This is a genomic window from Halomonas sp. PBN3 (genome assembly GCF_000475415.1).
Lineage (GTDB): Bacteria > Pseudomonadota > Gammaproteobacteria > Pseudomonadales > Halomonadaceae > Halomonas > Halomonas shengliensis.
Window position 1 is genome coordinate 20,415 of sequence record NZ_AXCA01000149.1, and the last position, 25,924, is coordinate 46,338.

Here is a 25,924-nt window from a genome sequence, read left to right on the forward strand (position 1 = left end):
GTTTTCCGTAGAATGCTGCGTCTTCACTGGCAGGACCGCGAATGGCGCGGTCATCGTCGTGACCGAATCCAACTCAACCGAAGGACAGAACAGGCCATGGTTACCATTCGTCTGGCTCGTGGTGGCGCCAAGAAGCGTCCCTTCTACCACCTGACCGTTACCGATTCCCGCAAGGCCCGCGACGGCCGTTTCATCGAGCGTCTCGGCTTCTTCAACCCGGTCGCCCGCGGCCAGGAAGAGCGCCTGCGCATCGACCTCGACCGCATCGCTCACTGGCAGAGCCAGGGTGCCCAGCTCTCCGGCCGCGTCGCCGAGCTGGTCAAGGAAGCACGCAAGCAGGCCTGAGGCCTGATGCGATGGTTGTCTCGGTTCCGAGGTCGTCGATGAGCGAATCCACCAGGGAGCAGCCCGCCGACGATCATGTGGTGCTGGGAACGCTGACCAGTCCCTATGGCGTGAAGGGCTGGCTCAGGGTGTATTCGTACACCAGCCCCATGGAGGGCATCCTCGACTACCCCGTGTGGGTCGTGCGCCAGGGCGAACGCCTGGAGCGCCGCCGCCTGCTGCAGGGGCGTCGCCACGGCAAGGGCCTGGTGGCTCAGGTCGAGGGCTGCGACAGCCGTGAGGCCGCCGAGGCGCTGGCCGGCGCCGAGATCCTGCTGGCCAAGGCCGAGCTGCCCGAGCTCACCGGCGATGACTTCTACTGGCACGAGCTGGAAGGCCTGCGGGTCGTCACCCGCGACGGCCAGGTGCTGGGGCGCATCGACTACCTCTTCGAGACCGGCGCCAACGACGTCATGGTGGTGAAGGGGAGCCTCGAGCCGGAGGCCATCGACGCCCGCGAGCGGCTGCTGCCGTTCCTGCCCGAGGAGGTGATCCTCGAGGTGGATCTCGCCGGGGGCGTGATGACCGTCGACTGGGATTCGGACTTCTGATGGAGCTCCCGTCGCCGGCACAGGGCGCGCTCGAACGCGACCCGGAACACGCCATGTGGGTCGGCGTCGTCTCGCTGTTCCCGGAGATGTTCGAGGCGATCACCCGCCACGGCGTCACCGGCCGGGCGGTAGAGAAGGGGCGCATCGCGCTGGAGTTCTGGAACCCGCGCGACTACGCCAGCGACCGGCATCGCACCGTCGACGACCGTCCCTACGGCGGCGGCCCGGGGATGCTGATGAAGGTCGACACCCTGCGCGCGGCGATCCACGCCGCCAGGGCCAGGGCCGAGCAGGCCACCGGGCAGCGCCCCAGGGTGATCTACCTGTCGCCCCAGGGGCGGCGGCTCGACCAGGTCGGCGTGCAGGAGCTGGCGTCCGGACCGCCGCTGGTGGTGGTGGCCGGGCGCTACGAAGGCATCGATGAGCGCGTGGTTGAGAGCGACATCGATGAGGAGTGGTCGATCGGCGACTACGTGCTGAGCGGTGGCGAGCTGCCGGCCATGGTGCTGATCGACGCCGCGGCAAGGCTGGTGCCCGGGGTGCTGGGCCATCAGGATTCCGCGGTCGAGGACTCCTTCAACGACGGGCTGCTGGACTGCCCGCACTACACCCGCCCGGAGGAGATCGACGGGCGGCAGGTGCCGGAGGTCCTGCTCAGCGGCAACCACGGCGCCATCCGGCGCTGGCGGCTGAAGCAGTCCCTGGGGCGCACCTGGCAGCGGCGTCCCGACCTGCTCGAGGGCAGGGCGTTGGACAGGGAGCAGCGTGAGCTGCTCGAGGAGTATCTCGAGGAACACGCCCTGACGGCCAGGTAGGCAGGGCGGCGGTGCGAGGAGCCCGAGGGGCTCGCTCGTGTCACCCATCATCTCCCGCGCTCTCGAGCTCGCTCGGGCGCCGGGATCACGATTCGCCGGCATCCCAAGCCGACCGGCGAGTCAGGTTATCAAGGAGTTACATGTCATGAGCAGCAAGAACAAGGTGATCCAGGCGCTCGAAGCCGAGCAGATGAGCAAGGAAGTCCCGGCCTTCGCCCCCGGCGACACCGTCGTCGTCCAGGTCAAGGTCAAGGAAGGCAACCGCGAGCGTCTGCAGGCCTTCGAAGGCGTCGTCATCGGTAAGCGCAACCGCGGCCTGAACTCCGCCTTCACCGTGCGCAAGATCTCCCACGGCGTCGGCGTCGAGCGTACCTTCCAGACCTACAGCCCGCTGGTCGACTCCATCAGCGTCAAGCGTCGTGGTGACGTGCGCCAGGCCAAGCTCTACTACCTCCGCGAGCGCAGCGGCAAGTCCGCCCGCATCAAGGAAAAGCTGGCCTGAGGCAGCCGCCTCGGAGCCGCCGAGCCGGGGCCTGGCCCCGGCTCGTTACCAGGACCCCGTCACCGCAGCCGCGGGGCGGGGTCCTGCTGCATCTGAGCGCTGCCCGCCGGAGCCTGCCATGAGCGCCGCCGCCGACCGCGACACCCTCGAGGCCTTCCTCGACGCCCTGTGGCTGGAGCAGGGGGTGAGCGACCATACCCTCGCCGCCTACCGCCGTGACCTGGCGGCCTGGGCGGCGCGACTGGCCGAGCGCGACGAGGCGCTGCTGGCCCCGGCGCCGGCTACGTTGCCGATCTGGCTCGACGAGCGCCGCGAGGCGGGCTACCGGCTGCGCAGCAACGCCCGGCTGCTGTCCAGCCTGCGGCGCTTCTACCGCTGGGCGCTGGAGACGGGGCGGCTCGAGCGCGACCCCCTGGCCGAGATCCGCCTGCCGCGGGTGCGCCCCAGCCTGCCGGAGACCCTGGAGGAGGACGAGGTGGAGCGGCTGCTGGCCGCCCCGGACGTGACCACCGACCTGGGGCTGCGCGACCGTACCATGCTGGAGGTGCTCTACGGGGCGGGGCTGCGGGTCTCGGAGCTGGTAGGGCTCGGCGTAGAGGCGGTCAACCTGCGCCAGGGTGTGGTGCGGGTGCGTGGCAAGGGCGACAAGGACCGCCTGGTGCCGCTGGGAGAGGAGGCCGTCGACTGGCTATCGCGCTACCTGCGCACCGCCCGCGGCGCGCTGATGCAGGACCCTACACGGCCGGCGCTCTTCCCGGGGCGCGGCGATCGCCCCCTGACCCGGCAGGCCTTCTGGTACCGTATCAAGCACCATGCCCGGGTCGCCGGCATCGAGCGGCCGCTCTCGCCGCATACCCTGCGCCACGCCTTCGCCACCCACCTGTTGAATCATGGCGCCAATCTACGTGTCGTACAGTTGCTTCTCGGTCACAGCGACCTCTCGACCACCCAGATCTACACCCATGTGGCCCAGGCGCGGCTGGAGCGCCTGCACGCCGACCATCACCCGCGAGGATGACGACACATGACGACCCTTTCCCGGACCCTTCTTGCCACCCTGCTCGCCGCGCCGCTGGCCCTGCCGGCCCTCGCCGAGCAGGACGGCGCCGAGCGCCTGGCCGAGCGCCTCGCGGTCAACGGCCAGGCGATGCCGGTGCAGAGCGTGCGCGAGGCGCCCATGGAGGGCCTCTTCGAGGTGCGCCTGGCCACCGGCGAGCGCTTCTACAGCGACGCCGAGGGCGAGCACTTCCTGGTCGGTGACCTCTACCGCAACGCCGAGCAGGGGCTGGTCAACCTCACCGAGCAGGCGCGCAACGGCGAACGCGCCGCGCGCCTGGCCGAGGTGCCGGAGGCGGAGCGGGTGATCTTCCGGGGACCCGAGAGCGAGGCCGAGGTGGTGGTCTTCACCGACACCACCTGCCCCTACTGCCAGCAGCTCCACGAGGAGGTGCCGCGCCTCAACGAGCTGGGCATCGAGGTGCACTACCTGGCCTTCCCGCGCAGCGGCATGAACGGCCAGGGCGCCCGCGAGCTGCAGCAGGTGTGGTGCGCCGAGAACCCCGCCGAGGCGATGAGCGCCGCCAAGCGCGATGATTCGCTTTCCGGCGCCGCAGACTGCGACAATCCGGTCGAGGCACAGTATCATCTGGGGCTGGAGCTGGGCGTCCAGGGCACGCCCGCCATCGTGCTGCCCGATGGCCGCCTGGTGCCGGGCTATGTGCCCGCCGAGCGCCTGGCGGCGATGCTGGGCGTGGCGGAATAGCCCGACCCCGCCCGGCACACTTCCCTATCGGTCGACGGCTCGCCACCCAGGCGGGCCGTCGACACGCCTGGACACGACACGCCATATAACGAACTCGGAACACGCGAGCAGGAGCAAGACATTGAAACCGGTAAGAGTAGGAATCTGTGGGCTGGGAACCGTCGGTGGCGGTACCTTCAACGTGCTGACGCGCAACGCCGACGACATCGAGCGCCGGGCCGGCCGGCCGATCGTCATCGAGCAGGTCGCCTATCGCACCCCCAACCCGGAGTGTGACCTTACCGGCATCGCCAGCACCGCGGATGTCTTCGAGGTGGCCACCAATCCCGATATCGACGTGCTGGTGGAGCTGATCGGCGGCTACGACGTGGCCCGCGAGCTGGTGCTCACCGCCATCGAGCACGGCAAGCATGTGGTCACCGCCAACAAGGCGCTGATCGCGGTGCATGGCAACGAGATCTTCGCGGCCGCCCACGAGAAGGGCGTGATCGTGGCCTTCGAGGCCGCGGTCGCCGGCGGCATCCCGGTGATCAAGTCCCTGCGCGAGGGGCTCGGCGCTAATCGCATCGAGTGGGTCGCCGGCATCATCAACGGCACCGGCAACTACATCCTCACCCATATGCGTGACGAGGGGCGGGCCTTCGAGGACGTCCTCGCCGAGGCCCAGGCGCTGGGCTACGCCGAGGCCGACCCCACCTTCGACGTCGAGGGCATCGACGCCGCCCACAAGCTCACCATCCTCGCCTCCATCGCCTACGGCGTGCCGCTGCAGTTCGAGAAGGCCTACACCGAAGGCATCTCCCGGGTCACCGCCGAGGACATCGAGCAGGCCGATAACCTGGGCTATGTGATCAAGCACCTGGGCATCTCCAAGCGCACTGAGCAGGGCCTGGAGCTGCGCGTGCACCCGACCCTGATCCCCAAGGAGCGGCTGCTGGCCAATGTGCACGGCGTCAAGAACGCCATCGCCGTGATGGGCGACGCCGTGGGTCCGACCCTCTACTACGGTGCCGGTGCCGGCGCCGAGCCCACCGCCTCGGCGGTGGTCGCCGACCTGCTCGACGTGGCTCGCGACATCGCCACCGACCACCACTACCGGGTGCCCTACCTGGCCTTCAGCGGCATCAGCGAGGACGTCAGCCAGCTGCCGATCATGCCCATGGAGGAGATCACCACCGCCTATTACCTGCGGCTGCTGGCGGTGGATCGTCCCGGCGTGCTGGCGCGGGTGGCCACCATCCTCTCCGAGCAGGGCATCTCCATCGAGGCGCTGATCCAGAAGGAGGCCACCGAGGGCGAGCTGGTGCCGATCATCCTGATGACCCACCGCACCCGCGAGCAGCACATGAACGAGGCGATCCGCCAGATCGAGGCCATGGCCGACATCGCCGGCCCCGTGACCCGGATCCGCGTCGAGTCCCTGGACGAGCAGGAGTAAGCCATGCGCTATATCAGTACCCGCGGGCAGGCGCCTGCGCTCTCCTTCGAGGAGGTCGTGCTCACCGGCATGGCCAGCGATGGCGGCCTCTACGTGCCCGAGGAGATCCCCTCGCTCTCCCGTGACGACCTCGCCGCCATGGCCGGGCTCTCCTATGCCGAGATCGCCTTCCGGGTGATGAAGCCGTTCGTCAACGGCGAGATCGATGATGACACCTTCCGCGCTATCGTCGAGGAGGCCTACGCCACCTTCAGCCATGACGCAGTGGTGCCCCTCAACCAGCTCGACGCCAACCACTTCCTGCTCGAGCTGTTCCACGGCCCGACCCTGGCCTTCAAGGACGTGGCGCTGCAGCTGCTCGGCCGCATCCTCGACCACTTCCTGAAGAAGCGCGGCGAGCGCGCGGTGATCATGGGGGCGACCTCCGGCGACACCGGCTCCGCCGCCATCGAGGGCTGCCGCCACTGCGACAACCTCGACATCTTCATCCTCCACCCCCACAACCGGGTCTCGGAGGTGCAGCGCCGCCAGATGACCACTGTGCTGGCGGACAACGTCTTCAACGTCGCCATCGAGGGCAACTTCGACGACGCCCAGGCGATGGTCAAGGCGAGCTTCGCCGACCAGTCGTTCCTGAATGGCACCCGCCTGGTGGCGGTGAACTCCATCAACTGGGCGCGGATCATGGCCCAGATCGTCTACTACGTGGCCTCCGCCGTGGCGCTGGGCGCGCCGCACCGTCCGGTGAGCTTCTGCGTGCCCTCGGCCAACTTCGGCAACGTCTTCGCCGGCTACATGGCCTACCGCATGGGGCTGCCGGTGGAGCGCTTCGTGATCGCCACCAACGCCAACGACATCCTGCACCGCACCCTGGCCGCCAACGACTTCTCGAAGCAGGAGCTCAAGGCGACCCTGGCGCCCTCCATGGATATCGTGGTCTCCTCCAATTTCGAGCGCCTGCTGTTCGAGGCCTACGAGCGTGACGGCGCCGCCGTGGCCTCGCTGCTTGAGCGCTTCCAGGCCGAGCCGACGGCACTCGCCGATGCCCCCCTGGCGCGGCTGCGCGAGCGCTTCGCCAGCCATAGCGTGGATGACGCCACCATCCTCGAGGTGATCCGCGAGGCGCACCATCGCACCCAGGAGATCCTCGACCCGCACACCGCCACCGGCTACCGTGCCGCCGAGCGCGAGCGGGGCGATGCCGCCGTGCCGATGATCACCCTGGCCACCGCCCACCCGGCCAAGTTCGCCGAGGCGGTGGTCAAGGCGGGCTTCCCGGGCGTGCCGCTGCCGCCGCACATGGACGACCTGCTGGAGCGCGAGGAGCGCTACCGCGTACTGCCGGCCGAGCTCTCTGCCGTGCAGCGGTTCGTCGCCGAGAATCGCCGTTGAACCACATGACATTTCTGCGGCGGCACACCACCAGCGAGGGGCGCCGGGGATAGGCCGAAAGGGAGGTCCGAGGACCAGGGATGGCCGAGGTAGCGCCCAGGGATGGGTTCACAGCGCCTCCCTGAAGGCCTGTCGCCGGATCAGCCCCGAGCGGGCCCCTGCCTCCCCGCTGCCCTTCTTCGTGTCTCTTACTTGCTGGAGCCAGGTTTGAACGCCGCAAGCGATCCCGTCGATCTTCACCAGCGCCTGAGGCCGCGCATCCTGCCGCGTCCCCGGGATGCCGCCCTCTATGCCCGCGCCCAGCGCGAGGGCCTCTCCGAGCTCCAGGCCCGGGTGCTGGCCGGCCGTTTGGCCGGCTACCAGGGTGAGCTCGACCCGCTGGTCGCGCCCAGCCTGCGCCACCTGGCCCACCCCGAGAGGCTCGCCGACGCCCGGCGCGCCGCCGAGCGCATCGCCCAGGCGGTGGTGGATGGCGAGCATATCGGCATCCTCACCGACTACGACGTCGACGGCATCACCTCCCACGTGGTGATCCGGCGCACCCTGCACGAGCTGTTCGGCGTGCCGGAGGCGAGGCTGCACAGCCTGATCGGCCACCGCATCCACGACGGCTACGGCATCAGCCTGCCGCTGGTGGAGCGCACCCTGGCGCTCTCGCCGCGCCCGAGCCTCGTCATCACCGCCGACTGCGGCAGCTCCGACGAGCCGCGAATCGCGCGGCTGGCCGCCGAGGGCATCGACGTGGTGGTCAGCGACCACCACGCCCTGCCGGTGGAGGGGCCGCCGCCCTCCGCCCAGGCGGTGGTCAACCCCACCCGGGACGACTGCCCCTACCCCGACGCCACCATCGCCGGCTGCATGGTGGCCTGGCTTGTGATGTCGCTGACCCGCTCGGTGCTGATCGAGTGGGGCGTGCTGCCCGAGGCCACCCCCAAGCTCTCGCCCTGGCTCTCCTACGTGGCGCTGGGTACCGTGGCGGACTGCGTCTCGCTGGGCGGTAGCCCCACCAACCGCGCGGTGGTGACCCACGGCCTGGCGCTGATCAACCGCATGGAGGCGGCCTGCTGGCGCGCCATGGCGGCGCGCCTGGGCGCCGACAGCGTGCCCTTCGACGCCGAGACCCTGGGCTTCCAGATGGGGCCACGGATCAACGCCCGCTCGCGCCTGGACGACCCCTATGCGGCGCTGCACTTCATGCTGGCCGAGCAGGATCATGTGGCGAGCCGCTATCTGGATGTGCTGGATCAGGACAACCAGTCGCGCAAGGCGATCGAGGCGGACATGGCCGAGGAGGCGAGGGCCCTGGCGCTGCCGGCGCTGGCCGCCGACGAGCCGGCCATCGTGGTCTTCCTCGAGGATGGCCACCCGGGGGTGCAAGGCATCGTCGCCTCGCGGCTGGTGCAGGCCTACGGGCGGCCGGCGCTGGTGCTGACCCCCGCCGCGGCACCGGGCATGCTCACCGGCTCCGGGCGTTCCATCGAGGCGCTCCACCTGCGTGACGCCCTGCAGCGCACCTTCGCCCTGGCGCCGGAGGCGCTGCCGCGCTTCGGCGGCCACCGCGGGGCGGCCGGGGTCGGCGTGCCCGTCGAGCATCTCGATGCCTTCAAGGCCGCCTTCCTGCAGGCGGTGGCCGAGCAGCTGGGAGAGGCCGAGCTCTACCCGCGGATCCTCACCGACGGCGACTTGGCCCCCGAGCAGCTCAGCCTGGCGACGCTCGAGGAGCTGCAGGCGCTCGGCCCCTACGGCCGCGAGTTCGACCCACCGCTCTTCCAGGGCGAGTTCCTCGTCGAGCGGCTGCGCCCGGTCGGCGCCGACGGCACCCACCTGATGCTGGAGCTCTCCCTGGGCGCGGCGACCCACCGGGCGATCTGGTTCCGGGCGCTGACCCCCGGCGAGGTGCCCGCCTTCGGCGTGGGCGACCGCCTGCGCTGCGCCTACAAGCTCAACCGCAACCGCTGGCGGGGTCGGGAGAGCCTGCAGCTGATGGTCGAGCACGCAAACGTTATCTAAGGAGCCAGGCATGGATCCCCAGGAGCTGCCCAAGGACCCCCACTCCCTCTGGGAGGACGCCATGGCGATGCTGGTGGGCACGCTGTTCGTGGCGCTGGGCGTGACCCTCTACACCCAGGCCACGCTGCTCACCGGCAGCACCGCCGGTATGGCCTTCCTGCTGCAGTACGCCAGCGGCTGGCCCTTCGGTGCCTGGTTCTTCCTGATCAACCTGCCGTTCTACTGGCTGGCCATCAGGCGCATGGGCTGGTCCTTCACCTTGCGCACCTTCGCCGCCATCGGGCTGGTCTCGCTGTTCTCGGAGCTCACCGGGCGCTGGATCGACATCGCCGGCCTGGCGCCGCTCTACGGGGCGCTGATGGGTGGCTGCCTAATCGGCATCGGCATGCTGATCCTGTTCCGCCACCGCGCCAGCCTCGGCGGAGTGAACATCCTGGTGCTCTACCTGCAGGACCGCTTCGGGCTGCGCGCCGGCTATGTGCAGCTGGCCATCGACGGCGCCATCATGCTGGCCGGCCTGGCATTGCTGCCGGCCGACCGGGTGGGGCTCTCGGTGCTGGGTGCGGTGGCGCTCAACCTGATCATCGCCCTGAACCACAAGCCCGGGCGCTACATGGGGGTGAGCTGAGCGCCGCCACGCTCAGCGCTTGCCCCAGAACCACCAGGCGATCAGGCCGATCAGGGCGAGGCCGGCCAGGTTGACGATCCAGCTCATGGGCGTGCCTCCTCGGGGGTGTTGGATGACGGTTCGGCGCCGCCGGCCTCGCCGGAGGGGCGGAACAGGCGCAGGCGGTTGGCGTTGCTGACCACGGTGATCGAGGAGAGCGACATCGCCGCCCCGGCGATCATCGGCGACAGCAGGGTGCCGGTGAGCGGATAGAGCACGCCGGCGGCGATGGGGATGCCCAGCACGTTGTAGCCGAAGGCGCCCACCAGGTTCTGCTTGATGTTGGAGAGCGTCGCCCGGCTGACCTCGATGGCCGCGGCGACGCCGTGCAGCGAGCCGCGCACCAGGGTGATGCCGGCGCTCTCGATGGCCACGTCGGTGCCCTGGCCGATGGCGAAGCCGACGTCGGCCCGGGCCAGGGCCGGGGCGTCGTTGATGCCGTCGCCGACCATGCCGACCACCTCGCCTTCGCCCTGCAGGCGCTCGATCTCGGCGTGCTTGTCCTCGGGGAGGAGCCCCGCACGGAAGTCATCGATGCCCACCTCCCGGGCGATGGCGCCGGCGGTATACGCGTTGTCGCCGGTCAGCATCACCACCCGGAGGCCGTCGGCCTGCAGGCGCTTAACCGCCGCCACGGTGTCGTGGCGCAGCGGGTCGCTGATCCCGAACAGCGCGGCCAGTGTGCCCTCCACGGCCAGGTAGACCACGGTGCGGGCCTGCTTCTCCAGCTCGGCGCCGCGCTCGCGCCCTGACGAGAGGTCGACGCCGGCCTCCTCCAGCAGGCGGGCGTTGCCCAGCAGCAGCGCGCGACCGTCGCGCGTCTCGGCCTTCACCCCGCCGCCGGTCACGCTGTCGAAGTCATGGATCTCGGCGGGCGCGGCGCCGGCCTGTTCGGCATGGGAGAGCAGGGCCGCCGCCAGCGGGTGCTCGGAGCCGCGCTCCAGGGCCGCCACCAGGCCGAGGCGCTCCTGCTCGTCGCCATCCAGCACCTCGGCCTCGGTGACCCGTGGCTTGCCCTCGGTGAGGGTGCCGGTCTTGTCGACCACCAGGGTGGTGAGGCGGCTGGCGGTCTGCAGGGCGTCGCCGCTTCTCACCAGCACGCCGTGCTCGGCGGCCTTGCCGACCCCGATCATGGTGGAGATCGGGGTGGCCAGGCCCAGGGCACAGGGACAGGCGATGATCAGCACCGTGGTGGCGGTAACCAGCATGTGCAGCACCCGCGGCTCGGGGCCGAGGTTGTACCAGACCAGGGCGGTGAGCACGGCGATGATCATCACCGAGGGCACGAAGATGCTCGAGATCCGGTCGGCAAGCTGGCCGATGGGCGGCCGCGAGTTCTGGGCGCTGGCCACCTGCTCGGTGATGCGGCCAAGGCGGGTGTCGGCGCCGACCCGGGTGGCCCGGTAGACCAGCGAGCCATTGCCGTTCACGGTGCCGGCGCTCACCTCGTCGCCCTCGGCCTTGGCCACCGGTAGCGGCTCGCCGGTGAGCATGGACTCGTCGATATGGCTCTGGCCCTCGGTCACCTCGCCATCCACCGGCAGGCGCTCCCCGGGGCGCACGCGGATCAGGTCCTCCTCGCGCACCGCGTCGATCTCCACCTCGCGCTCCTCGCCATCGCGGATCACCCGAGCCGTGCGGCTCTGCAGGTCGAGCAGGCGCTTGAGGGCGTCGCTGGTGCGGCCCCGGGCACGCAGTTCCAGGGCGTTGCCCAGCAGCACCAGGCCGATGATCATCGACGAGGCCTCGAAGTAGATGCCGCGGGCCATCTCGGGCAGCCAGGGGGCGAAGGCCACCACCGCCATGGAGTACGCCCAGGCGGTGCCGGTGCCCATGGCGATCAGGGTGTCCATGTTGGCCTGGTGGTGGCGGAAGTTCTTCCAGGCGTTGACGAAGAAGTGGCGACCGGGGAAGGCCATCACGGCGAGCGTCAGCGCCCCGATCACCAGCCAGAAGAGCCGGCCGGCGCCTTCCGGGTGGGGGTGGTAGACGAACATGCCCACCATCAGCGGCACGGCCAGCGCCAGTGACCAGGCGCTGCCGCGCAGCAGGCGGCGATACTCGTGCCGCTCGCGCTCGGCCCGGGCCGCCTCGGCCTGGCGCAGGTCGTGGATCGGCTCGGCGCCGTAGCCCACCGACTCCACCGCCTCGATCAGGGCCTTCTCCTCGGCGCTACCCTGCACCTGAGCGGTGTGGGTCCCGAAGTTGACCGTGGCCGAGACCACCCCCGGGGTGCGCTCCAGCGCCTGCTGGACGCTCTTCACGCAGCTGGCGCAGGTCATGCCGCCGATGGCGAGGCGCCGGGTGGTGGCGCGCTCGTCGGCGGGTGCCTCGTGCGATGTTTCGGCCTCTGCAGGGGCGGGCGTCGGCTCGGCCTCCTCGGCCGGCGCCGAGGCCTCGCCCGGCGGGTAGCCGGCCTCGCCCAGCAGCCGGTCCAGGGTCTCGTCATCCAGCCGGGTGGTCACCGCAAGGCGCTTCTCCGCCGGATCGCCCTCCACCTCGGCATCCGGGTCCTCGGCCTGGATCGCCTCGCGCATGCGCTTCACGCAGCCCTGGCAGCTCATGTCGGGCACCCGGCGCTCATGGCGCAGCGGACGATCCGCCGGTGGATAGCCGGCCTGCTGGAGGGCGCGGTCGAGGCGCGCGTCGTCGAGGGTGGAGGTGACGGTCAGGCGCTTCGCGCCCGGTTCGCCGACCACCTCGGCGTCCGGATCCTCGGCCTGGATCGCCTCGCGCATGCGCTTCACGCAGCCCTGGCAGTTCATGCCGGGTACCTGGCGTTCGAGGGTGGCGTTCATGGCGTCTCCTTGTCGGAAGCGTCGGCGTGGAGCGGTTCGGGGAAGTTCTCGATCAGCCGGCACAGGCTGTGGCCGTCCGGGGTGCCGTCGGGCATCTCGGCCCAGGCGTCCAGCGCCCGCTCCATGCGCTCGGCCAGGGCCTGCAGCTCGGCGATGCGCTCGCGGATCTGCGGCAGTCGGCTGGCGAGCAGATCGCGCACCATGGGGCAGGGGGAGTCGCCATGATCGGCGTGGTCGAGGATGTCGCGGATCTCGGCCACGCCGAAGCCGAGGGTGCGGGCGCGCTGGATGAAGCGCAGCCGCTCCAGGTCCTCATGGGCGAAGAGCTGGTAGCCGTTGTCGGGGTGGCGCTCGGGATGCAGCAGCCCCTCGCGCACGTAGTGGCGTACCGTCTCGGCGGTGACGCCGGCGGCCTTCGCCAGTTCGCTGACCTTCATCGCGGGGCCTCTCGTCTCTATCATGCCATGAGTGTAAAACCCTTGGGTTACCCAAAGGTCAAGGCGTTCACCCGCCGGCGAAGTGTGCCGAGGCGGCACCGGGCCGATGTTAGGTAACCCCATGAAAGTTCATGGCTTCAAACGTCTGTGCGACCAAAGTATTAGCGTTTCCAGCATTAAAACGCTCGTTTGGGGTTGAAACGCTCGTTCGCATACGAGAAAAGGGGAGGGCACGCGCCTGCCTCGTCGCGAGGCCATATCGGCGCCAAGGTCACAACAGCACCGCAAGGGATGGATCCATGAAGAACAAGTTCAATCGCCTGACCCTCGCTGCCGCCGTGGCGGCCGCCGCCTTCACCGGCCAGGTCCACGCCGGCGGTTACCAGATCAACGAGCAGAGCGTCAGCGGCCAAGGCTACGGCCACGCCGGGCGCAGCTCCAACGTCAACGACGCCACCATCGTGTTCGGCAACCCGGCGGGGATGTCGTTCCTCGATCGTGCCCAGGTATCGGTTGGTGGTACCTATTTGAACGTTAATACCGATATCAAGAATGCCGAGGCATCTCGCGATTTCGGTGCAGGCCCGGTTCCGATTGAAGGCTCTTCAGATGGAGATATTGTGCCTGGTACCTTCGTGCCCTTTGCCTTCTATGCTCACCCGGTCAATGAGCGTCTGGCCTTTGGCTTCGGTGTCTATGCCCCATTTGGCTCCAAGACCGACTATGAAGATGGCTTTATTGGCCGGAACCTGGGCAACTACACCGAGCTGACGGTAATGAGCGCTCAGCCGACGGTCTCCTACCGCTTCAATGAGCAGTGGTCTATCGGGGCCGGCGTCACCTATAACCGTGTGGATGGTGAGCTGCATAGACAAGTTGCAAACCCATTCAATCCTGTTGACCCTGCGGCAGATCTGGATGCACGTATCGAAGGCGATGATGAAGGCTGGGGTTACAACCTGGGTGTAATGTTCCAGCCCGTGCCGGAAACCACGCTGGGTCTGACGTACCGTTCAAAAGTCAGCTACACGCTTACAGGTGATTACCGAGCCACCGATCCTGCTGGCTTGGTGAATGCTATTGCGCCGGAGCGGCTGGAGAGAGATGCAAAGCTTGACTTGACCACGCCGGAAACCGTGAGCTTCTCTGTCACACAGCAGATGACCGATCGTCTGAAACTGATGGCGGGGGCCTCCTGGTCACGTTGGAGCAGGTTCGATCAGATTCGTGTGGTAGACCCCAACAACGGAGAGGAGATCACCGAAGAGCCGCAAAGTTACTCAAATGCCTGGGCCTATTCGCTGGGGGGTGAGTATCAGCTCAACCCGCAGCTGGCGCTGCGTGCCGGTATCACCCTGGACTTCACTCCGACACAGGATGCGAAGCGTAGCGCGCGTATTCCCTCCGATGACCGCCGTATCTTCTCCATCGGTGCCGGTTGGAGCCCGACCGAGGACCTGACCTTGGACTTTGCCTACTCTTACCTGACCGAGCGAGGTACACAAGTTGATTATGACCGTCTGGACCATGAGGCTTTGCCAGTCCCGACGGTGACTTCAGCTTACTCCGCCGACTACAAGAACGAGGCCCATGGCTTCGGTGCCCAGCTGACCTACCGATTCTGAGCGGCGTCCACCAGGCGTGACCCGTGAACCCGGCCTCGGCCGGGTTCACTGCGTTCGGCGGGAGGAGCCGGCCGGCGGATGCGTGGCGCCGCGGCTTTCGCTACAATAGGTGTCTTTTCCGTGCCGCCGGGGCCTCGACGTCAAGTCGCCGCCGCGGCGGCCGTTTTCCATCGCAGACTCGGATGAGCCCCATGCTGGAAACCAACCCGATTCACAACCTCATCAAGGACCTGTCTGAGCGGACAGATGTCCTGAGGGGGTATCTTTGACTATGCCGAGAAGAAGGATCGGCTAGAGGAAGTCACCCGCGAGCTTGAGGATCCCAACGTCTGGAACGACCCGGACTACGCCCAGAAGCTGGGCAAGGAGCGGGCCTCACTCGAGCTTATCGTCGCCACCATCGACGAGCTGGACCAGGGGCTCGGCGACAGCCGAGACCTGCTCGAGCTGGCCGAGATGGAGGAGGACGAGGCCACCGTCGCCGAGGTGGAGAAGGAGCTCGAGGGCTTCCAGGCGAGCCTTGAGAAGCTCGAGTTCCGGCGCATGTTCTCCGGCGAGATGGACGAAAATAACGCCTACCTCGACATCCAGGCGGGCTCCGGCGGCACCGAGGCCCAGGACTGGGCCAACATGCTGCTGCGCATGTACCTGCGCTGGGCTGAGCACCACGGCTTCAAGGCGGAGATCATCGAGCTCTCCGCCGGCGAGGTGGCGGGCATCAAGTCGGCCACGCTGCACGTGCAGGGTGACTACGCCTTCGGCTGGCTGCGGACCGAGACCGGCGTGCACCGCCTGGTGCGCAAGAGCCCCTTCGACTCCGGCGGCCGTCGCCACACCTCCTTCGCCTCGGTGTTCCTCTCCCCCGAGATCGACGACAGCTTCGAGGTGGAGATCAACCCGGCAGACCTGCGCGTCGACACCTACCGCTCCAGCGGCGCCGGCGGCCAGCACGTCAACACCACCGACTCGGCGGTGCGTATCACCCACGAGCCCACCGGCATCGTGGTGGCCTGCCAGAGCCAGCGCAGCCAGCATGCCAACCGCGACTTCGCCATGAAGCAGCTCAAGGCGAAGCTGTGGGAACACGAGATGGACAAGCGCAACGCCGCCAAGCAGGAGGCGGAGGAGTCCAAGGCGGACATCGGCTGGGGCAGCCAGATCCGCTCCTACGTGCTGGATGACCAGCGCATCAAGGACCTGCGCACCGGCGTGCAGACCAGCAACTGCGACAAGGTGCTGGATGGTGATCTGGACCAGTTCATCATCGCCAGCCTCAAACAGGGCCTATAGCCTGCTGCGCTCGCCGATCAGGCGTTGCCCCTCTGTGATGGAGGCTCGTTGACGACCGTCAGCGCCGCTCTCTCGCAGAGGGGCGCCTCGTCTCGGTAGCGCTCGCGCGGCGATGGCGGCAGGCGCATCAAAGTTTCCTTATCAAAGATTCCCAGTTAGGTAGCGAAATGGCCAACGAGAGCTCCTCCCCGGATAGTCCGTCTCAGAACGGCACCCAGAACGACGAGAACCGCCTGATCGCCGAGCGTCGCGCCAAGCTGGCCGCGCGCCGCGAGCGCGCTGCCGAGCGAGGCGAGAGCGCCTTCCCCAACCACTTCCGCCGCGACAGCCATGCCGCCGAGCTCAATGCGGCGCTGGGTGACAAGGACAAGGCCGAGCTCGAGGCGCTGGGCCACCAGGCCGGCGTGGCCGGGCGCATCATGCGCAAGCGCGGCCCCTTCATCGTGATCCAGGATGTCTCGGGCCAGATCCAGCTCTACGTCGACAAGAAGGGACTGCCCGCCGAGACCCTCGAGGAGATCAAGGGCTGGGACATCGGTGACATCGTCGCGGGGCGCGGCCAGGTGCACAAGTCGGGTAAGGGCGACCTCTACGTGATGATGGAGGAGGCGCTGCTGCTCACCAAGAGCCTGCGCCCGCTGCCCGACAAGTTCCATGGCCTCACCGACATGGAGGCGCGCTATCGCCAGCGCTACGTCGACCTGATCATGAACCCCGAGTCGCGCCAGGTGTTCGAGACCCGCGCCGGGGTGATCAGCGCCATGCGTCGCTTCTTCGAGGCGCGCGGCTTCATGGAGGTGGAGACCCCCATGCTGCATGCGATCCCCGGTGGCGCCACCGCGCGGCCCTTCATCACCCACCACAATGCGCTGGACCAGGACATGTACCTGCGCATCGCGCCGGAGCTCTACCTCAAGCGCCTGGTGGTGGGCGGCTTCGAAAAGGTCTTCGAGATCAACCGCAACTTCCGCAACGAGGGGCTCTCCACGCGCCACAACCCCGAGTTCACCATGATCGAGTTCTATCAGGCCTACGCGGACTACCACGACCTGATGGACCTCACCGAGGAGATGCTGCGCACCCTGACCCGCGAGGTGCTGGGCACCACCACCGTGGTCAACACGGTGAAGAGCCGCGACGGCGAGGTGCTCGAACACTACGAGTACGACTTCGGCCAGCCGCTGCGCCGGCTCACGGTCTTCGATGCCATCCTCGAGTTCAACCCGGACATCCATGCCGAGGCGCTGGCCGACGAGGCCGCGGCGCGCCAGATCGCCGAGCGCCTGGATATCGACGTCAAGGATGGCTGGGGCCTGGGTAAGATCCAGATCGAGATCTTCGAGAAGACGGTGGAGCATCGCCTGCAGCAGCCCACCTTCATCACCGAGTATCCTACCGAGGTGAGCCCGCTGGCGCGGCGCAAGGATGCCGACCCGTTCGTCACCGAGCGCTTCGAGTTCTTCGTCGGCGGCCGCGAGATCGCCAACGGCTTCTCGGAGCTCAACGATGCCGAGGACCAGGCCGAGCGCTTCCGCGAGCAGGTGGCGGAGAAGGAGGCCGGCGACGACGAGGCGATGTACTACGATGCCGACTACGTGCGCGCGCTGGAGTATGGTCTGCCGCCCACCGCCGGCGAAGGCATCGGCATCGACCGCCTGGTGATGCTGCTCACCGACAGCGCCTCGATCCGCGATGTGCTCTTGTTCCCGGCCATGCGGCCCGAGGTGGAATAGTTGGTAAGGGGCGCCCTGAGCGCCCATAATGGCTGTCGTTTCGACGTCGAGGAGACCACCATGAAACTGCTCAACCGCTCTGCCCTGAGCGTCCGCCCGACCCAGCACTTCGTGGACTGGATCAACGGGCTCGAGCCCACCCTCGGCGACGACGACCTGACGCTGGCCGACGTCGAGCGCGAGAGCACCATCTACCTGATCCCGGAGATGGATACCCCGGAGGCCCTGCAGGGCTTCGTGCGCGAGCGCTACCTCGAGATCCTCGAGACCGAGCTGCGCGCCTGGGAGGAGGACGAACGCCAGTGGCCCGAGACCCTTGACTGGCCGCTGTTCCAGCGCTTCCTGCAGCTCGAGCACAGCTACCTGGCCATCGACCTCGACGACGAGACGGCGCTGGAGATCTCCGAGGTCGACGACAGCCTGCTGCTGGAGACCGACCAGGACTGACGGCCGACCCGCACTGCCCAGGAGAGACCGGCTTCGGCCGGTCTCTTGCATTACGAACCCCCGACGGAAGATGGCATGAGTCGACTCTTCGCGACCCGCCCCGGCGACGATGGCCTGCCGGGCCCCGAGCGGCGCCTGGCGGTGCTGGCGCTGATCCTCGGCACCCTGATGGCGGTGGTGGACACCACCATGGTCAACATCGCCCTGCCCTCCATCGCCGCGGGGCTCGATGTCTCCGCCTCCCGGGCGGTGTGGGTCACCAACCTCTTCCAGATCACCTGTGCCGCCTTCCTGCTGGTGTTCGCCGCCTTGAGCGAGCTGCTCAGTCGTCGCCGGCTCTACGTGGCGGGGGTGGCGGTCTTCACCCTGGCGGCGCTGGGCAGCGCCCTCTCCCAAAGCCTCGAGAGCCTGCTGGTGTTCCGCGCCCTGCAGGGGCTGGGGGCGGCGGCGACCCTCTCCATCGGCCCCTCGATCTATCGCCAGATCTTCCCCTCCCGCCTGCTCGGCAGCGCCCTGGGGCTCTCCGCCCTGGTGGTGGCGGCGGGCTATGCCGCCGGGCCGGCCATCGGCGGCGTGCTGCTGTCGCTGGCCGACTGGCCCTGGCTGTTCGCCCTGCACCTGCCGCTGGGTGCGGTGGCGGTGGTGCTGGCCTGGCGGGCGCTGCCCCGGGAGGTGGCGCGGCCCGGCGGTTTCGACTGGCAGGGCGCGCTGTTCTCGGTGGCGATGCTGGCCGGCCTCTTCGTGGCCATGGACGGCGCCGGCCATGGCATGCCGGCCGGGCTGGTCGCGGCCTGGGCAGGGGGCAGCCTGACGGCCGCGCTGCTGTTCCTGTGGCGACAGCGACGCGCCCCTCACCCGCTGCTGCCGCTCTCGCTCTTCGCCGAGCGCCGCTTCAGCCTGGCGCTTGCCGCCCAGGGCTGCGCCTTCGTGGGGCAGGGGCTCGCCTTCGTGGCGCTCTCCTTCCTGTTCCAGCAGGCGATGGGCTTCTCGCCGCTGCAGACCGCCTGGCTCTTCACCCCCTGGCCGCTGGCGATCATGCTGGTGGGGCCCCTGGCGGGCCGACTGGCGGACCGGCTCAACCCCAGCCTGCTGGCCTCGGCGGGGCTGGCGCTGCTGATGGCGGGGCTGGCGTCGCTGGCCCGGCTGGAGGCCGAGGCCGGCGTGGTGGAGGTGCTGTGGCGCATGGCGCTGTGCGGCATCGGCTTCGGCCTCTTCCAGCCACCCAACAACCGCGAGCTGATCGGCAGCGTGCCCCGCGAGCGCAGCGCCAACGCCTCTGGTGCCATGAGCACCTCGCGCACCGTGGGGCAGTCGCTGGGGGTGGCCCTGGTGGGCGCCTTCCTGGCCGCCGGGCTTGCCGTGCAGGCGACCCTGTGGCTCGGTGCGCTCACCTCCCTGCTGGCGCTGCTGGCCAGCCTGGCACGGCTGCCCCTGGCCGCCGCCGCCCAGCGCGAGCGGCGCGCTGTCAAGGCCGCCGGCGGCGACTGAGGCGCATCGTTCGCACCGCCCATAGCGAGTACAATGGCTCCTTCACTTCACTACGTCGGGAAGCCGCCATGCGCATCCAGTCCAGCATCGAAGCGAAGCTCAAGGCCCTCGAGCCGGCCTTCCTCCAGGTCGAGAACGAGAGCCACCGCCACGCCGTGCCGCCTAACTCCGAGACCCACTTCAAGGTGACCCTGGTCAGCGCGCGCTTCGAGGGCATGATGCCGGTCAAGCGCCACCAGCAAGTCTACGCCGCCCTGGCCGACGAGCTGGCAGGCCCCGTGCACGCCCTGGCCCTGCACCTCTACACCCCGAGCGAGTGGGAAGCCGGCGGCCAGAGCCGCCCCGACTCGCCCGACTGCCGGGGCGGCGGACGGTGACCAGCGAGCCGCACCGCCTCCAGTACCTGGAGGCGATGGGGCTGACCGGCTGGGCGGCGCGCTATGTGCTGCCCAACGCCCGGCCGACCCCGGCCTGCGAGTGGGAGACGCCGGCGGCCCCTGCCGCCGCGCCCCCCGGCGAGCGCCTGCATGCGCTGCTCGGCGAGGCCCGCGAACAGGAGCCGGCGTCCCGCAAGCCCGCCGCCTCCCCGGAGCGGGCCGCCCGTCCGCCGCGCCCCGGCAGGGCGCGGGTGGCGCTGCTCGGCGAGGCGCCGGTGGCCGAGGCGCCGAGCGAGCCGGAGACCGCGGAGGCGGCGCCCGAGGCACCCCGGGAAGCGCTGCGCTTCGCCTTCCAGGTGGCCTGCCTGGAGGGGCGCTGGCTGCTGCTGCTGCCCGGCGAGGCGCCGCCGGGGCGGACCCGCCTGCGGCTGCTGGCCAACCTGCTGCGCGGTGCCGGGATCGCCTCGCCGCTGCCGGTGTTCCAGCCCTTCCACTGGCCGCTGCAGGAGGGCCTACCGGTGCAGGAGCCCCTGGCGGAGGCGCGCGAGGGGCTGCGTGCCTTCCTGAATGGGGCGAGCCGGCGCGGCTGGGCGCCGCGCCGGCTGTTGATGTTCGGCGACGACGAGGCCCTGGCACGGGTCCTGGCGCTGGAGGAGGGGCGCAGTGTCACCCTGGACCTGCCGGCCTGGCAGGCGCCCGCCCTGGGCGCGCTCGCCGCCGGTGCCGAGGCCAAGCGGGCCCTGCTGCCGCGGCTGCTGGAGATGGGCAAGGTGTGGTGTGCCGAGGCTGATGAGGCCGGGGAGCGCTCGGCAGGCGCCGGCGATGACGGGCAGGATGGCGATGGCCACTGAGACGCCACGCCTGCGGCGCCTGGGCGCGGATGACCTGGCCGCGGTGGCGGCGCTGGAGGCGGCCCATGGCTGGCCCACCGGCGGCTCGCCAGCCGCGTTGGCGGCGACCCTCGACGATGACGCCATGGCGGTGCTTGGCCTCGCCCGCGACGCTGCCCTGGTGGCCTACGCCGCGGTGGCGCGGCTGCCCTTCGAGGCGGAGCTGCAGGCGATCCTGGTGGAGGAGTCCTGCCGGGGGCAGGGGCTGGCGCGTCGGCTGTTGGCGGCGGTGGTCGAGCAGGCCCGTGGCTGGGGCAGCGAGCGGCTGCTGCTGGAGGTGCGCGCCGGCAACGCCTCGGCCATTTCCCTCTATCACGCGGCGGGCTTCGTCGAGGATGGCCGGCGCCGCGGCTACTATCCGCCGCTGCCCGCGACTCCCTCATGGGGGCCAGACACGACACCGCCCCGTCAGGGCGGGGCGGTCAGGGAGGATGCGGTGCTGATGTCGCTGGGGCTGGAGACGTCGCAGCCGGGATAGTGGCCCCGGAGGGCGCCTCAGCCCTGCTGGCCGCCGTCCACCTCGTCCAGCTTGCCCAGCACGGCGGTCAGGCGGCGCTCCCACTCCTCGCGCTCCTGCTTCAGGCGGCTGTTTTCCTCGCGCAGCTCCTCGGCCTCCATCTTCAGCAGCTCCAGGGCCTCGACGGCGCTGGTGACCTTCTGCTCGAGCCGGTTGAAGAGTTCGATGCTCATCCTGTTCTCCTGGGTGTCGTTCCGGGGGTGGTCCATGCGGTTGGAGCGGCGGCCTGGGCGGCGAAGCCGGTGGCCGCAGAGTAACGCCGCACCTGTGGCTCAGCAAGCGTCGTCGGCTGGCGACGACGAGGCCTCGCGGCGGTAAAGCCGGCCGTGGCTGTCGCCCGCCCGCAGCTCGCGGTGCAGCCGCCAGGTCGCCGGGACCTCGGGAGCGAGTCCCGCCTCGGTCTCCAGGTAGATAAAGGCATCGTCGGCCAGCCAGCCATTCTCCAGGGCGGCGCAGCAGGGCGCGGCCAGGTCCTGGCGGAAGGGCGGGTCGAGGAAGGCCAGGGTGACCGGCGCCGGCGGGCCGGCAAGGAAGGCCGCGGCGTCGGCGTCCACCACCCGCCCGCGCGCCTCGGCGCCGAGGGTCGCCAGGTTCCCGCGTAGCTGGGCGGCCACCCGGGCGTCGCGTTCCACGAAGGTGGCCTCGCGGGCGCCGCGGGAGAGCGCTTCAAGCCCCAGCGCGCCGGTGCCGGCAAAGAGGTCCAGCACCCGGGCGCCGGGCAGGGCGGCGGTCAGCCAATTGAACAGGGTCTCGCGGACCCGGTCGGGGGTGGGGCGCAGCCCGGGGCTGTCGAGCACCGGCAGCAGCCGGCGGCGGTAGTCGCCACCGATCAGGCGCAGCCGGCCGGAGGGCTTGGCGCCTGCTGTGGGGGGGGCGCGCCGGCTCGGGCGTCGGTGGCGTGAAGGGCGTCGCGTCATGGCGCGATTGTACCGGGGCGCTTGTCCACAGTCATGGTGGGCGGTGGTAGGATGTGGCGATTCGTTCATCCGCGAGGCTGATTCTGTCCATGTTCGGTTTTTTCAAGCGCAAGAAGAAGCAGCAGGAGCACGAGGCGACCCGCCAGGAGCAGGAGCCTCTGGAGGAGGCGGTCGACGCCGTCGAGGAGGAGGGCGCCGAGGCCGCAGCGCCCTCCGAGTCGAAGGCGCCACCCGAGACACCCCCTATCGACGAACCCGAGGCAGCCGAGGAGCCGGACGCCGGCGCCCGGCATGCATCCGCGCCTGATCCCGAACCTGTCGCCGAAACGGCACCGACGCCGGATACTGCCTTCGAGCCCGAGCCCGAGCCCGAGCCCGAGCCCGAGCCCGAGCCCGAGCCCGAGCCCGAGCCCGAGCCCGAGCCGGCCCGCGCCGCCCTGCAGGAGAAGCCCTCCGGCGGGGAGAAGAAGGGCTGGTTCGCGCGCATCCGGGCCGGCCTTGGCAAGACCCGCGCCAGCTTCACCGATGGCCTGGCGGACCTGTTCCTCGGCAGGAAGCAGATCGACGACGACCTGATGGAGGACCTCGAGACCCAGCTGCTGATGGCGGACGTGGGCATCGAGGCCACCACCGCGATCATCGACCGCCTGACCGAGCGGGTCTCGCGCAAGGAGCTCAAGGACAGCGAGGCGCTCTACCGCGCCCTGCAGGAGGAGCTGGCGGCCATGCTGGCCCCGGTGAGCCAGCCGCTTACCCTGCCGCCCAAGGGAGAGGGGCCCTTCGTGATCCTGGTGGTCGGCGTCAACGGGGTGGGCAAGACCACCACCATCGGCAAGCTGACCCAGCGCTTCCAGCGCGAGGGGCGCAGCGTGATGCTGGCCGCCGGCGATACCTTCCGCGCCGCGGCAGTGGAGCAGCTCAAGGTGTGGGGCGAGCGCAACAAGGTGCCGGTGATCGCCCAGCACACCGGCGCCGACAGCGCCTCGGTGGTCTATGACGCCGTGGCGGCGGCCAAGGCGCGCGGGATCGACGTGCTGATCGCCGACACCGCCGGTCGCCTGCACAACAAGGCGCACCTGATGGAGGAGCTCAAGAAGGTGCACCGGGTGATGGGCAAGCTCGACGCCACCGCCCCCCACGAGGTGATGCTGGTGCTCGATGCCGGCACCGGCCAGAACGCCCTCTCCCAGGCCAGCACCTTCAACGAGGCGGTGCCGATCACCGGGATCACCCTGACCAAGCTCGACGGCACCGCCAAGGGTGGCATCATCTTCGCCCTGGCCAAGCAGATGGGCACGCCGATCCGCTTCATCGGGGTCGGAGAGACCCTGGATGACCTGCGGCCCTTCGTGGCTCACGAGTTCGTCGACGCCCTCTTCGACCGCGACGGGAACGACGCCGCCCCATGATCGCCTTCGAGCACGTGGGCAAGCGTTACGGCGGGCGCTTCGAGGCGCTCGCCAACCTCGACTTCCGCGTGCGCCGCGGCGAGATGGTGTTCCTGACCGGCCACTCCGGTGCCGGCAAGAGCTCCCTGCTGCGGCTGATCATGCGCCTGGAGCGCCCCACCCGGGGCCGCATCCTGGTGGCGGGCCACGACATCGGCCGGCTCCACCCCAGCCAGGTGCCCTTCTACCGGCGCCAGATCGGCGTGGTCTTCCAGGACCACCAGCTGCTCCACGACCGCTCGATCTTTCACAACGTGGCCCTGCCCCTGGAGATCCAGGGGGTGGAGCCCCGGGAGGCGGCCCGCCGGGTGCGGGCGGCCCTCGACAAGGTGGGCCTGCTGCATCGCGAGAAGGCGCTGCCCATCGAGCTCTCCGGCGGGGAGCAGCAGCGGGTGGGGATCGCCCGCGCCGTGGTCAACAAGCCGGCACTGCTGCTCGCCGACGAGCCCACCGGCAACCTCGACCCCCAGCTCTCCGCCGACATCATGGCGCTGTTCGAGGACTTCAACCGCATCGGCACCACGGTGATGATCGCCAGCCACGACCTGGCGCTGATCGCCCGGCTGCGTCACCGCACCCTGCGGCTGCGCGAGGGCCGCCTGGTGGGCGACCAGGAGGCCGCATGAGCCGACGCCCCGAGGCGCCTGCCCGCGGCGCCCGCCGCCATCGCACCCGTTCCACCAGCCGCCTGCGCGGCTGGCTGCGCCACCACCGCGCCATGGCGCTGGACAGTGCCGGCCGGCTGCTGCGTGCCCCCGTCGGCAGCCTGGTGACCATGCTGGCCATCGCCATCGCCCTGGTGCTGCCCGCCGCGCTCTGGCTGACCCTGGATGGCGCCCGGCTGCTCGATACCGAGCTGACCGAGAGCGCGACCCTGACCGTCTACCTGGAGCGCCGGGTGGACGATGCCCAGGCGGCGCGGGTCGAGGAGGCGCTGGCGGCCCGGGAGGGGGTGGCGCGCACCCGGCTGATCACCGCCGCCGAGGGCATGGCGGAGTTCCAGCAGTCGCTGGGGCTGGAGGATGCCCTGGGGCGGCTGGAAGAGAACCCGCTGCCGGCCAGCGTGGTGGTCAGCCCGGCGGACCCCTCCCCGGAGGCGGTGCGCGTCCTGGCCGGCGAGCTCGAGGGGGTGAGCGGCGTGGAGGAGGTGCGCCTGGACCTGGCCTGGATCGAGCGGCTGCGCCACCTGGCGGAGCTGGGGCGGCGAGTCGCCCTGGCCCTGGCGGTGCTGTTCGGCAGCGGGGTGCTGCTGGTGGTGGGCAATACCATCCGCCTGGCGGTGGAGAACCGCCGCCGGGAGATCGAGGTGGTGACCCTGATCGGGGCCACCCACGCCTTCGTGCGCCGCCCCTTCCTCTACAGCGGGGCCTGGTACGGCCTGGGCGGGGGCCTGTTGGCCTGGGGGCTGCTGACACTCGGCAGCGAGTGGCTGGCGGCGCCGGTGGCGGCCCTGGCGGCCAGCTACGGCGCCAGCTTCAGCCTGCCGCAGCTGGGGGCGGTCGGTTCCGTGACCCTGGTGGGCTGTAGTATACTACTTGGGTGGTTGGGCGCCTGGATCGCCGTGAGCCGCCACCTCGCCGACGTCAGGCCGCGCTAGCGGCACGCCTCGCGAGCATGGCCTGCGAGCAGACCGCCGCCCGCATGGGGTTCACGGGCTATCCCGTGATTTCATGGAACTTTTTCCGGTTCCTGGCATCATATGAAGTGTATGCCAATGGATATCTGGGCTGACGAGGAGGCATCCTGCACATGAGCACCAGTCTTCTTCCAGTGGGCCAACTCTCCCCGGGGCACGACCTCAACGGGTACCTCCGGGCGGTAAGCGGCATCCCCATGCTGACCGCCGAAGAGGAGCGCGAGCTGGCCCTCCGCCTGCATGACGAAGGCGACCTGGAGGCGGCCCGCCGCCTGGTCCTGTCGCACCTGCGCTTCGTCGTGCACATTGCCCGCAGCTACTCCGGCTACGGCCTGCCCCAGGCTGACCTGATCCAGGAGGGCAACATCGGCCTGATGAAGGCGGTCAAGCGCTTCGATCCCAACCAGGGCGTGCGCCTGGTCTCCTTCGCCGTGCACTGGATCAAGGCGGAGATCCACGAGTTCGTGCTGCGCAACTGGCGCATCGTGAAGGTCGCCACCACCAAGGCCCAGCGCAAGCTCTTCTTCAACCTGCGCAGCGCCAAGAAGCGTCTGGCCTGGCTGAGCGGCGACGAGGTCGACGCCATCGCCAAAGACCTCGACGTCAAGCCCGAGGTGGTGCGCGAGATGGAGGGCCGCCTCTCCGCCCACGACGCCGGCTTCGACGCCGCGCCCAACGAGGACGAGGAGAGCAGCTGGCAGGCGCCGGTGCACTTCCTCGATGACGCCTCGGCGGACCCGGCCACCCAGCTCGAGGACAGCGACTGGGAGGACGATGCCACCCGCCGCCTGCAGCAGGCC

At 69.7% G+C, this 25,924-nt stretch carries 26 protein-coding genes; 22 read left to right on the forward strand and 4 right to left on the reverse strand.

Translation table 11 applies throughout. The features are described from left to right. The first annotated feature begins 96 nt into the window (after positions 1-96). The 10 genes from rpsP to Q673_RS25485 all read left to right on the forward strand — a co-directional run bounded on the left by rpsP (position 97) and on the right by Q673_RS25485 (position 9,482). The gene (gene rpsP / locus Q673_RS25440) at positions 97-345 is read left to right on the forward strand and encodes a 30S ribosomal protein S16 (RefSeq protein ID WP_023005499.1); all 249 of its coding nucleotides are present in this window, start codon (positions 97-99) and stop codon (positions 343-345) included. A gap of 38 nt (positions 346-383) precedes the next feature. Next, positions 384-935 carry a ribosome maturation factor RimM gene (rimM, locus tag Q673_RS25445; protein WP_023005500.1) on the forward strand — a complete coding sequence of 184 codons (552 nt, stop codon included), beginning with the start codon at positions 384-386 and terminating at the stop codon, positions 933-935. A gap of 53 nt (positions 936-988) precedes the next feature. After that, positions 989-1,750, forward strand: a complete 762-nt coding sequence (gene trmD / locus Q673_RS25450; RefSeq protein WP_023005501.1) for a tRNA (guanosine(37)-N1)-methyltransferase TrmD — start codon at positions 989-991, stop codon at positions 1,748-1,750. Between the two features lie 145 nt (positions 1,751-1,895). Continuing rightward, positions 1,896-2,252: a 50S ribosomal protein L19 gene (gene rplS / locus Q673_RS25455; RefSeq protein WP_023005502.1), complete on the forward strand. Its 357-nt coding sequence runs from the start codon at positions 1,896-1,898 to the stop codon at positions 2,250-2,252. 118 nt (positions 2,253-2,370) lie between these two features. Further along, positions 2,371-3,270, forward strand: a complete 900-nt coding sequence (gene xerD / locus Q673_RS25460; RefSeq protein WP_023005503.1) for a site-specific tyrosine recombinase XerD — start codon at positions 2,371-2,373, stop codon at positions 3,268-3,270. Between the two features lie 6 nt (positions 3,271-3,276). After that, the gene (locus Q673_RS25465; RefSeq protein ID WP_023005504.1) at positions 3,277-4,014 is read left to right on the forward strand and encodes a DsbC family protein; all 738 of its coding nucleotides are present in this window, start codon (positions 3,277-3,279) and stop codon (positions 4,012-4,014) included. 121 nt (positions 4,015-4,135) lie between these two features. After that, positions 4,136-5,452: a homoserine dehydrogenase gene (locus tag Q673_RS25470; protein WP_031217944.1), complete on the forward strand. Its 1,317-nt coding sequence runs from the start codon at positions 4,136-4,138 to the stop codon at positions 5,450-5,452. 3 nt (positions 5,453-5,455) lie between these two features. After that, a complete protein-coding gene (gene thrC / locus Q673_RS25475; RefSeq protein WP_023005506.1) occupies positions 5,456-6,844 on the forward strand; it encodes a threonine synthase in 1,389 nt (462 codons plus the stop codon). Positions 6,845-7,051: 207 nt separating this feature from the next. After that, on the forward strand, positions 7,052-8,854 hold the full coding sequence (locus Q673_RS25480; RefSeq protein ID WP_023005507.1) for a single-stranded-DNA-specific exonuclease RecJ: 1,803 nt from the start codon (positions 7,052-7,054) through the stop codon (positions 8,852-8,854). A gap of 10 nt (positions 8,855-8,864) precedes the next feature. Further along, entirely contained in the window at positions 8,865-9,482 is a 618-nt protein-coding gene (locus tag Q673_RS25485; protein ID WP_023005508.1) for a YitT family protein, read from the forward strand. 83 nt (positions 9,483-9,565) lie between these two features. Here Q673_RS25485 and Q673_RS25490 read toward each other — a convergent pair whose 3' ends face one another. Further along, the gene (locus Q673_RS25490; RefSeq protein WP_023005509.1) at positions 9,566-12,319 is read right to left on the reverse strand and encodes a heavy metal translocating P-type ATPase; all 2,754 of its coding nucleotides are present in this window, start codon (positions 12,317-12,319) and stop codon (positions 9,566-9,568) included. Then, positions 12,316-12,756, reverse strand: a complete 441-nt coding sequence (locus Q673_RS25495) for a MerR family transcriptional regulator (protein ID WP_023005510.1) — start codon at positions 12,754-12,756, stop codon at positions 12,316-12,318. Before Q673_RS25495 ends, Q673_RS25490 begins: the two co-directional genes overlap by 4 nt. A gap of 299 nt (positions 12,757-13,055) precedes the next feature. Between Q673_RS25495 and Q673_RS25500 the strand changes: the two genes are divergently transcribed. From Q673_RS25500 to Q673_RS25535, 8 genes are all read left to right on the forward strand, one after another. Continuing rightward, positions 13,056-14,381, forward strand: a complete 1,326-nt coding sequence (locus Q673_RS25500; RefSeq protein WP_023005511.1) for an OmpP1/FadL family transporter — start codon at positions 13,056-13,058, stop codon at positions 14,379-14,381. A gap of 191 nt (positions 14,382-14,572) precedes the next feature. Then, a protein-coding gene (gene prfB / locus Q673_RS25505) for a peptide chain release factor 2 (RefSeq protein WP_152527090.1) occupies positions 14,573-15,671 on the forward strand; the annotation gives its coding sequence in 2 pieces (ribosomal slippage) (positions 14,573-14,647 and positions 14,649-15,671; 1,098 coding nt in all). A gap of 167 nt (positions 15,672-15,838) precedes the next feature. After that, the gene (gene lysS / locus Q673_RS25510; protein ID WP_023005513.1) at positions 15,839-17,404 is read left to right on the forward strand and encodes a lysine--tRNA ligase; all 1,566 of its coding nucleotides are present in this window, start codon (positions 15,839-15,841) and stop codon (positions 17,402-17,404) included. A 60-nt stretch (positions 17,405-17,464) separates the two neighbouring features. Further along, the gene (locus tag Q673_RS25515; protein WP_023005514.1) at positions 17,465-17,851 is read left to right on the forward strand and encodes a hypothetical protein; all 387 of its coding nucleotides are present in this window, start codon (positions 17,465-17,467) and stop codon (positions 17,849-17,851) included. A 75-nt stretch (positions 17,852-17,926) separates the two neighbouring features. Next, the gene (locus Q673_RS25520) at positions 17,927-19,339 is read left to right on the forward strand and encodes an MFS transporter (protein ID WP_023005515.1); all 1,413 of its coding nucleotides are present in this window, start codon (positions 17,927-17,929) and stop codon (positions 19,337-19,339) included. A gap of 68 nt (positions 19,340-19,407) precedes the next feature. After that, positions 19,408-19,716, forward strand: a complete 309-nt coding sequence (locus Q673_RS25525) for a BolA family protein (protein ID WP_023005516.1) — start codon at positions 19,408-19,410, stop codon at positions 19,714-19,716. Beyond that, positions 19,713-20,567 (forward strand): hypothetical protein, encoded by an 855-nt coding sequence (locus Q673_RS25530; RefSeq protein WP_023005517.1) that lies wholly within the window; start codon positions 19,713-19,715, stop codon positions 20,565-20,567. The genes Q673_RS25525 and Q673_RS25530 overlap by 4 nt, the downstream gene beginning before the upstream one ends. Continuing rightward, positions 20,551-21,084, forward strand: a complete 534-nt coding sequence (locus tag Q673_RS25535) for a GNAT family N-acetyltransferase (RefSeq protein WP_235048499.1) — start codon at positions 20,551-20,553, stop codon at positions 21,082-21,084. Before Q673_RS25530 ends, Q673_RS25535 begins: the two co-directional genes overlap by 17 nt. Positions 21,085-21,101: 17 nt before the next feature. On the opposite strand, the gene Q673_RS25540 is transcribed toward Q673_RS25535, so the two are convergent. Then, on the reverse strand, positions 21,102-21,296 hold the full coding sequence (locus Q673_RS25540; protein ID WP_023005519.1) for a cell division protein ZapB: 195 nt from the start codon (positions 21,294-21,296) through the stop codon (positions 21,102-21,104). A gap of 99 nt (positions 21,297-21,395) precedes the next feature. Continuing rightward, complete coding sequence (gene rsmD / locus Q673_RS25545) at positions 21,396-22,040, reverse strand: 16S rRNA (guanine(966)-N(2))-methyltransferase RsmD (RefSeq protein ID WP_023005520.1); 645 nt, start codon at positions 22,038-22,040, stop codon at positions 21,396-21,398. A gap of 89 nt (positions 22,041-22,129) precedes the next feature. On the opposite strand from rsmD, the gene ftsY reads away from it, so the two are divergent. From ftsY to Q673_RS25565, 4 genes are all read left to right on the forward strand, one after another. Continuing rightward, positions 22,130-23,449, forward strand: coding sequence for a signal recognition particle-docking protein FtsY (ftsY, locus tag Q673_RS25550; protein WP_023005521.1), 1,320 nt, complete (start codon positions 22,130-22,132; stop codon positions 23,447-23,449). Then, positions 23,446-24,114, forward strand: coding sequence for a cell division ATP-binding protein FtsE (ftsE, locus tag Q673_RS25555; RefSeq protein WP_023005522.1), 669 nt, complete (start codon positions 23,446-23,448; stop codon positions 24,112-24,114). Before ftsY ends, ftsE begins: the two co-directional genes overlap by 4 nt. Continuing rightward, entirely contained in the window at positions 24,111-25,085 is a 975-nt protein-coding gene (gene ftsX, locus Q673_RS25560) for a permease-like cell division protein FtsX (RefSeq protein WP_023005523.1), read from the forward strand. The genes ftsE and ftsX overlap by 4 nt, the downstream gene beginning before the upstream one ends. 152 nt (positions 25,086-25,237) lie before the next feature. After that, positions 25,238-25,924 (forward strand): RNA polymerase factor sigma-32 (locus Q673_RS25565; protein WP_043524668.1); only part of this gene is annotated, 687 nt, incomplete at its 3' end.

Coding starts and splice junctions, on each gene's coding strand:
- Q673_RS25540 (WP_023005519.1), bottom strand. CDS start 21,296: ATGAGCATCGAACTCTTCAACCGGCTCGAGCAGAAGGTCACCAGCGCC.
- rpsP (WP_023005499.1), top strand. CDS start 97: ATGGTTACCATTCGTCTGGCTCGTGGTGGCGCCAAGAAGCGTCCCTTC.
- ftsE (WP_023005522.1), top strand. CDS start 23,446: ATGATCGCCTTCGAGCACGTGGGCAAGCGTTACGGCGGGCGCTTCGAG.
- Q673_RS25465 (WP_023005504.1), top strand. CDS start 3,277: ATGACGACCCTTTCCCGGACCCTTCTTGCCACCCTGCTCGCCGCGCCG.
- Q673_RS25520 (WP_023005515.1), top strand. CDS start 17,927: ATGAGTCGACTCTTCGCGACCCGCCCCGGCGACGATGGCCTGCCGGGC.
- xerD (WP_023005503.1), top strand. CDS start 2,371: ATGAGCGCCGCCGCCGACCGCGACACCCTCGAGGCCTTCCTCGACGCC.
- ftsY (WP_023005521.1), top strand. CDS start 22,130: ATGTTCGGTTTTTTCAAGCGCAAGAAGAAGCAGCAGGAGCACGAGGCG.
- Q673_RS25495 (WP_023005510.1), bottom strand. CDS start 12,756: ATGAAGGTCAGCGAACTGGCGAAGGCCGCCGGCGTCACCGCCGAGACG.
- thrC (WP_023005506.1), top strand. CDS start 5,456: ATGCGCTATATCAGTACCCGCGGGCAGGCGCCTGCGCTCTCCTTCGAG.
- Q673_RS25485 (WP_023005508.1), top strand. CDS start 8,865: ATGGATCCCCAGGAGCTGCCCAAGGACCCCCACTCCCTCTGGGAGGAC.
- rplS (WP_023005502.1), top strand. CDS start 1,896: ATGAGCAGCAAGAACAAGGTGATCCAGGCGCTCGAAGCCGAGCAGATG.
- Q673_RS25490 (WP_023005509.1), bottom strand. CDS start 12,319: ATGAACGCCACCCTCGAACGCCAGGTACCCGGCATGAACTGCCAGGGC.
- rimM (WP_023005500.1), top strand. CDS start 384: ATGAGCGAATCCACCAGGGAGCAGCCCGCCGACGATCATGTGGTGCTG.
- ftsX (WP_023005523.1), top strand. CDS start 24,111: ATGAGCCGACGCCCCGAGGCGCCTGCCCGCGGCGCCCGCCGCCATCGC.
- lysS (WP_023005513.1), top strand. CDS start 15,839: ATGGCCAACGAGAGCTCCTCCCCGGATAGTCCGTCTCAGAACGGCACC.
- rsmD (WP_023005520.1), bottom strand. CDS start 22,040: ATGACGCGACGCCCTTCACGCCACCGACGCCCGAGCCGGCGCGCCCCC.
- Q673_RS25500 (WP_023005511.1), top strand. CDS start 13,056: ATGAAGAACAAGTTCAATCGCCTGACCCTCGCTGCCGCCGTGGCGGCC.
- Q673_RS25535 (WP_235048499.1), top strand. CDS start 20,551: ATGGCGATGGCCACTGAGACGCCACGCCTGCGGCGCCTGGGCGCGGAT.
- Q673_RS25515 (WP_023005514.1), top strand. CDS start 17,465: ATGAAACTGCTCAACCGCTCTGCCCTGAGCGTCCGCCCGACCCAGCAC.
- trmD (WP_023005501.1), top strand. CDS start 989: ATGTGGGTCGGCGTCGTCTCGCTGTTCCCGGAGATGTTCGAGGCGATC.
- Q673_RS25525 (WP_023005516.1), top strand. CDS start 19,408: ATGCGCATCCAGTCCAGCATCGAAGCGAAGCTCAAGGCCCTCGAGCCG.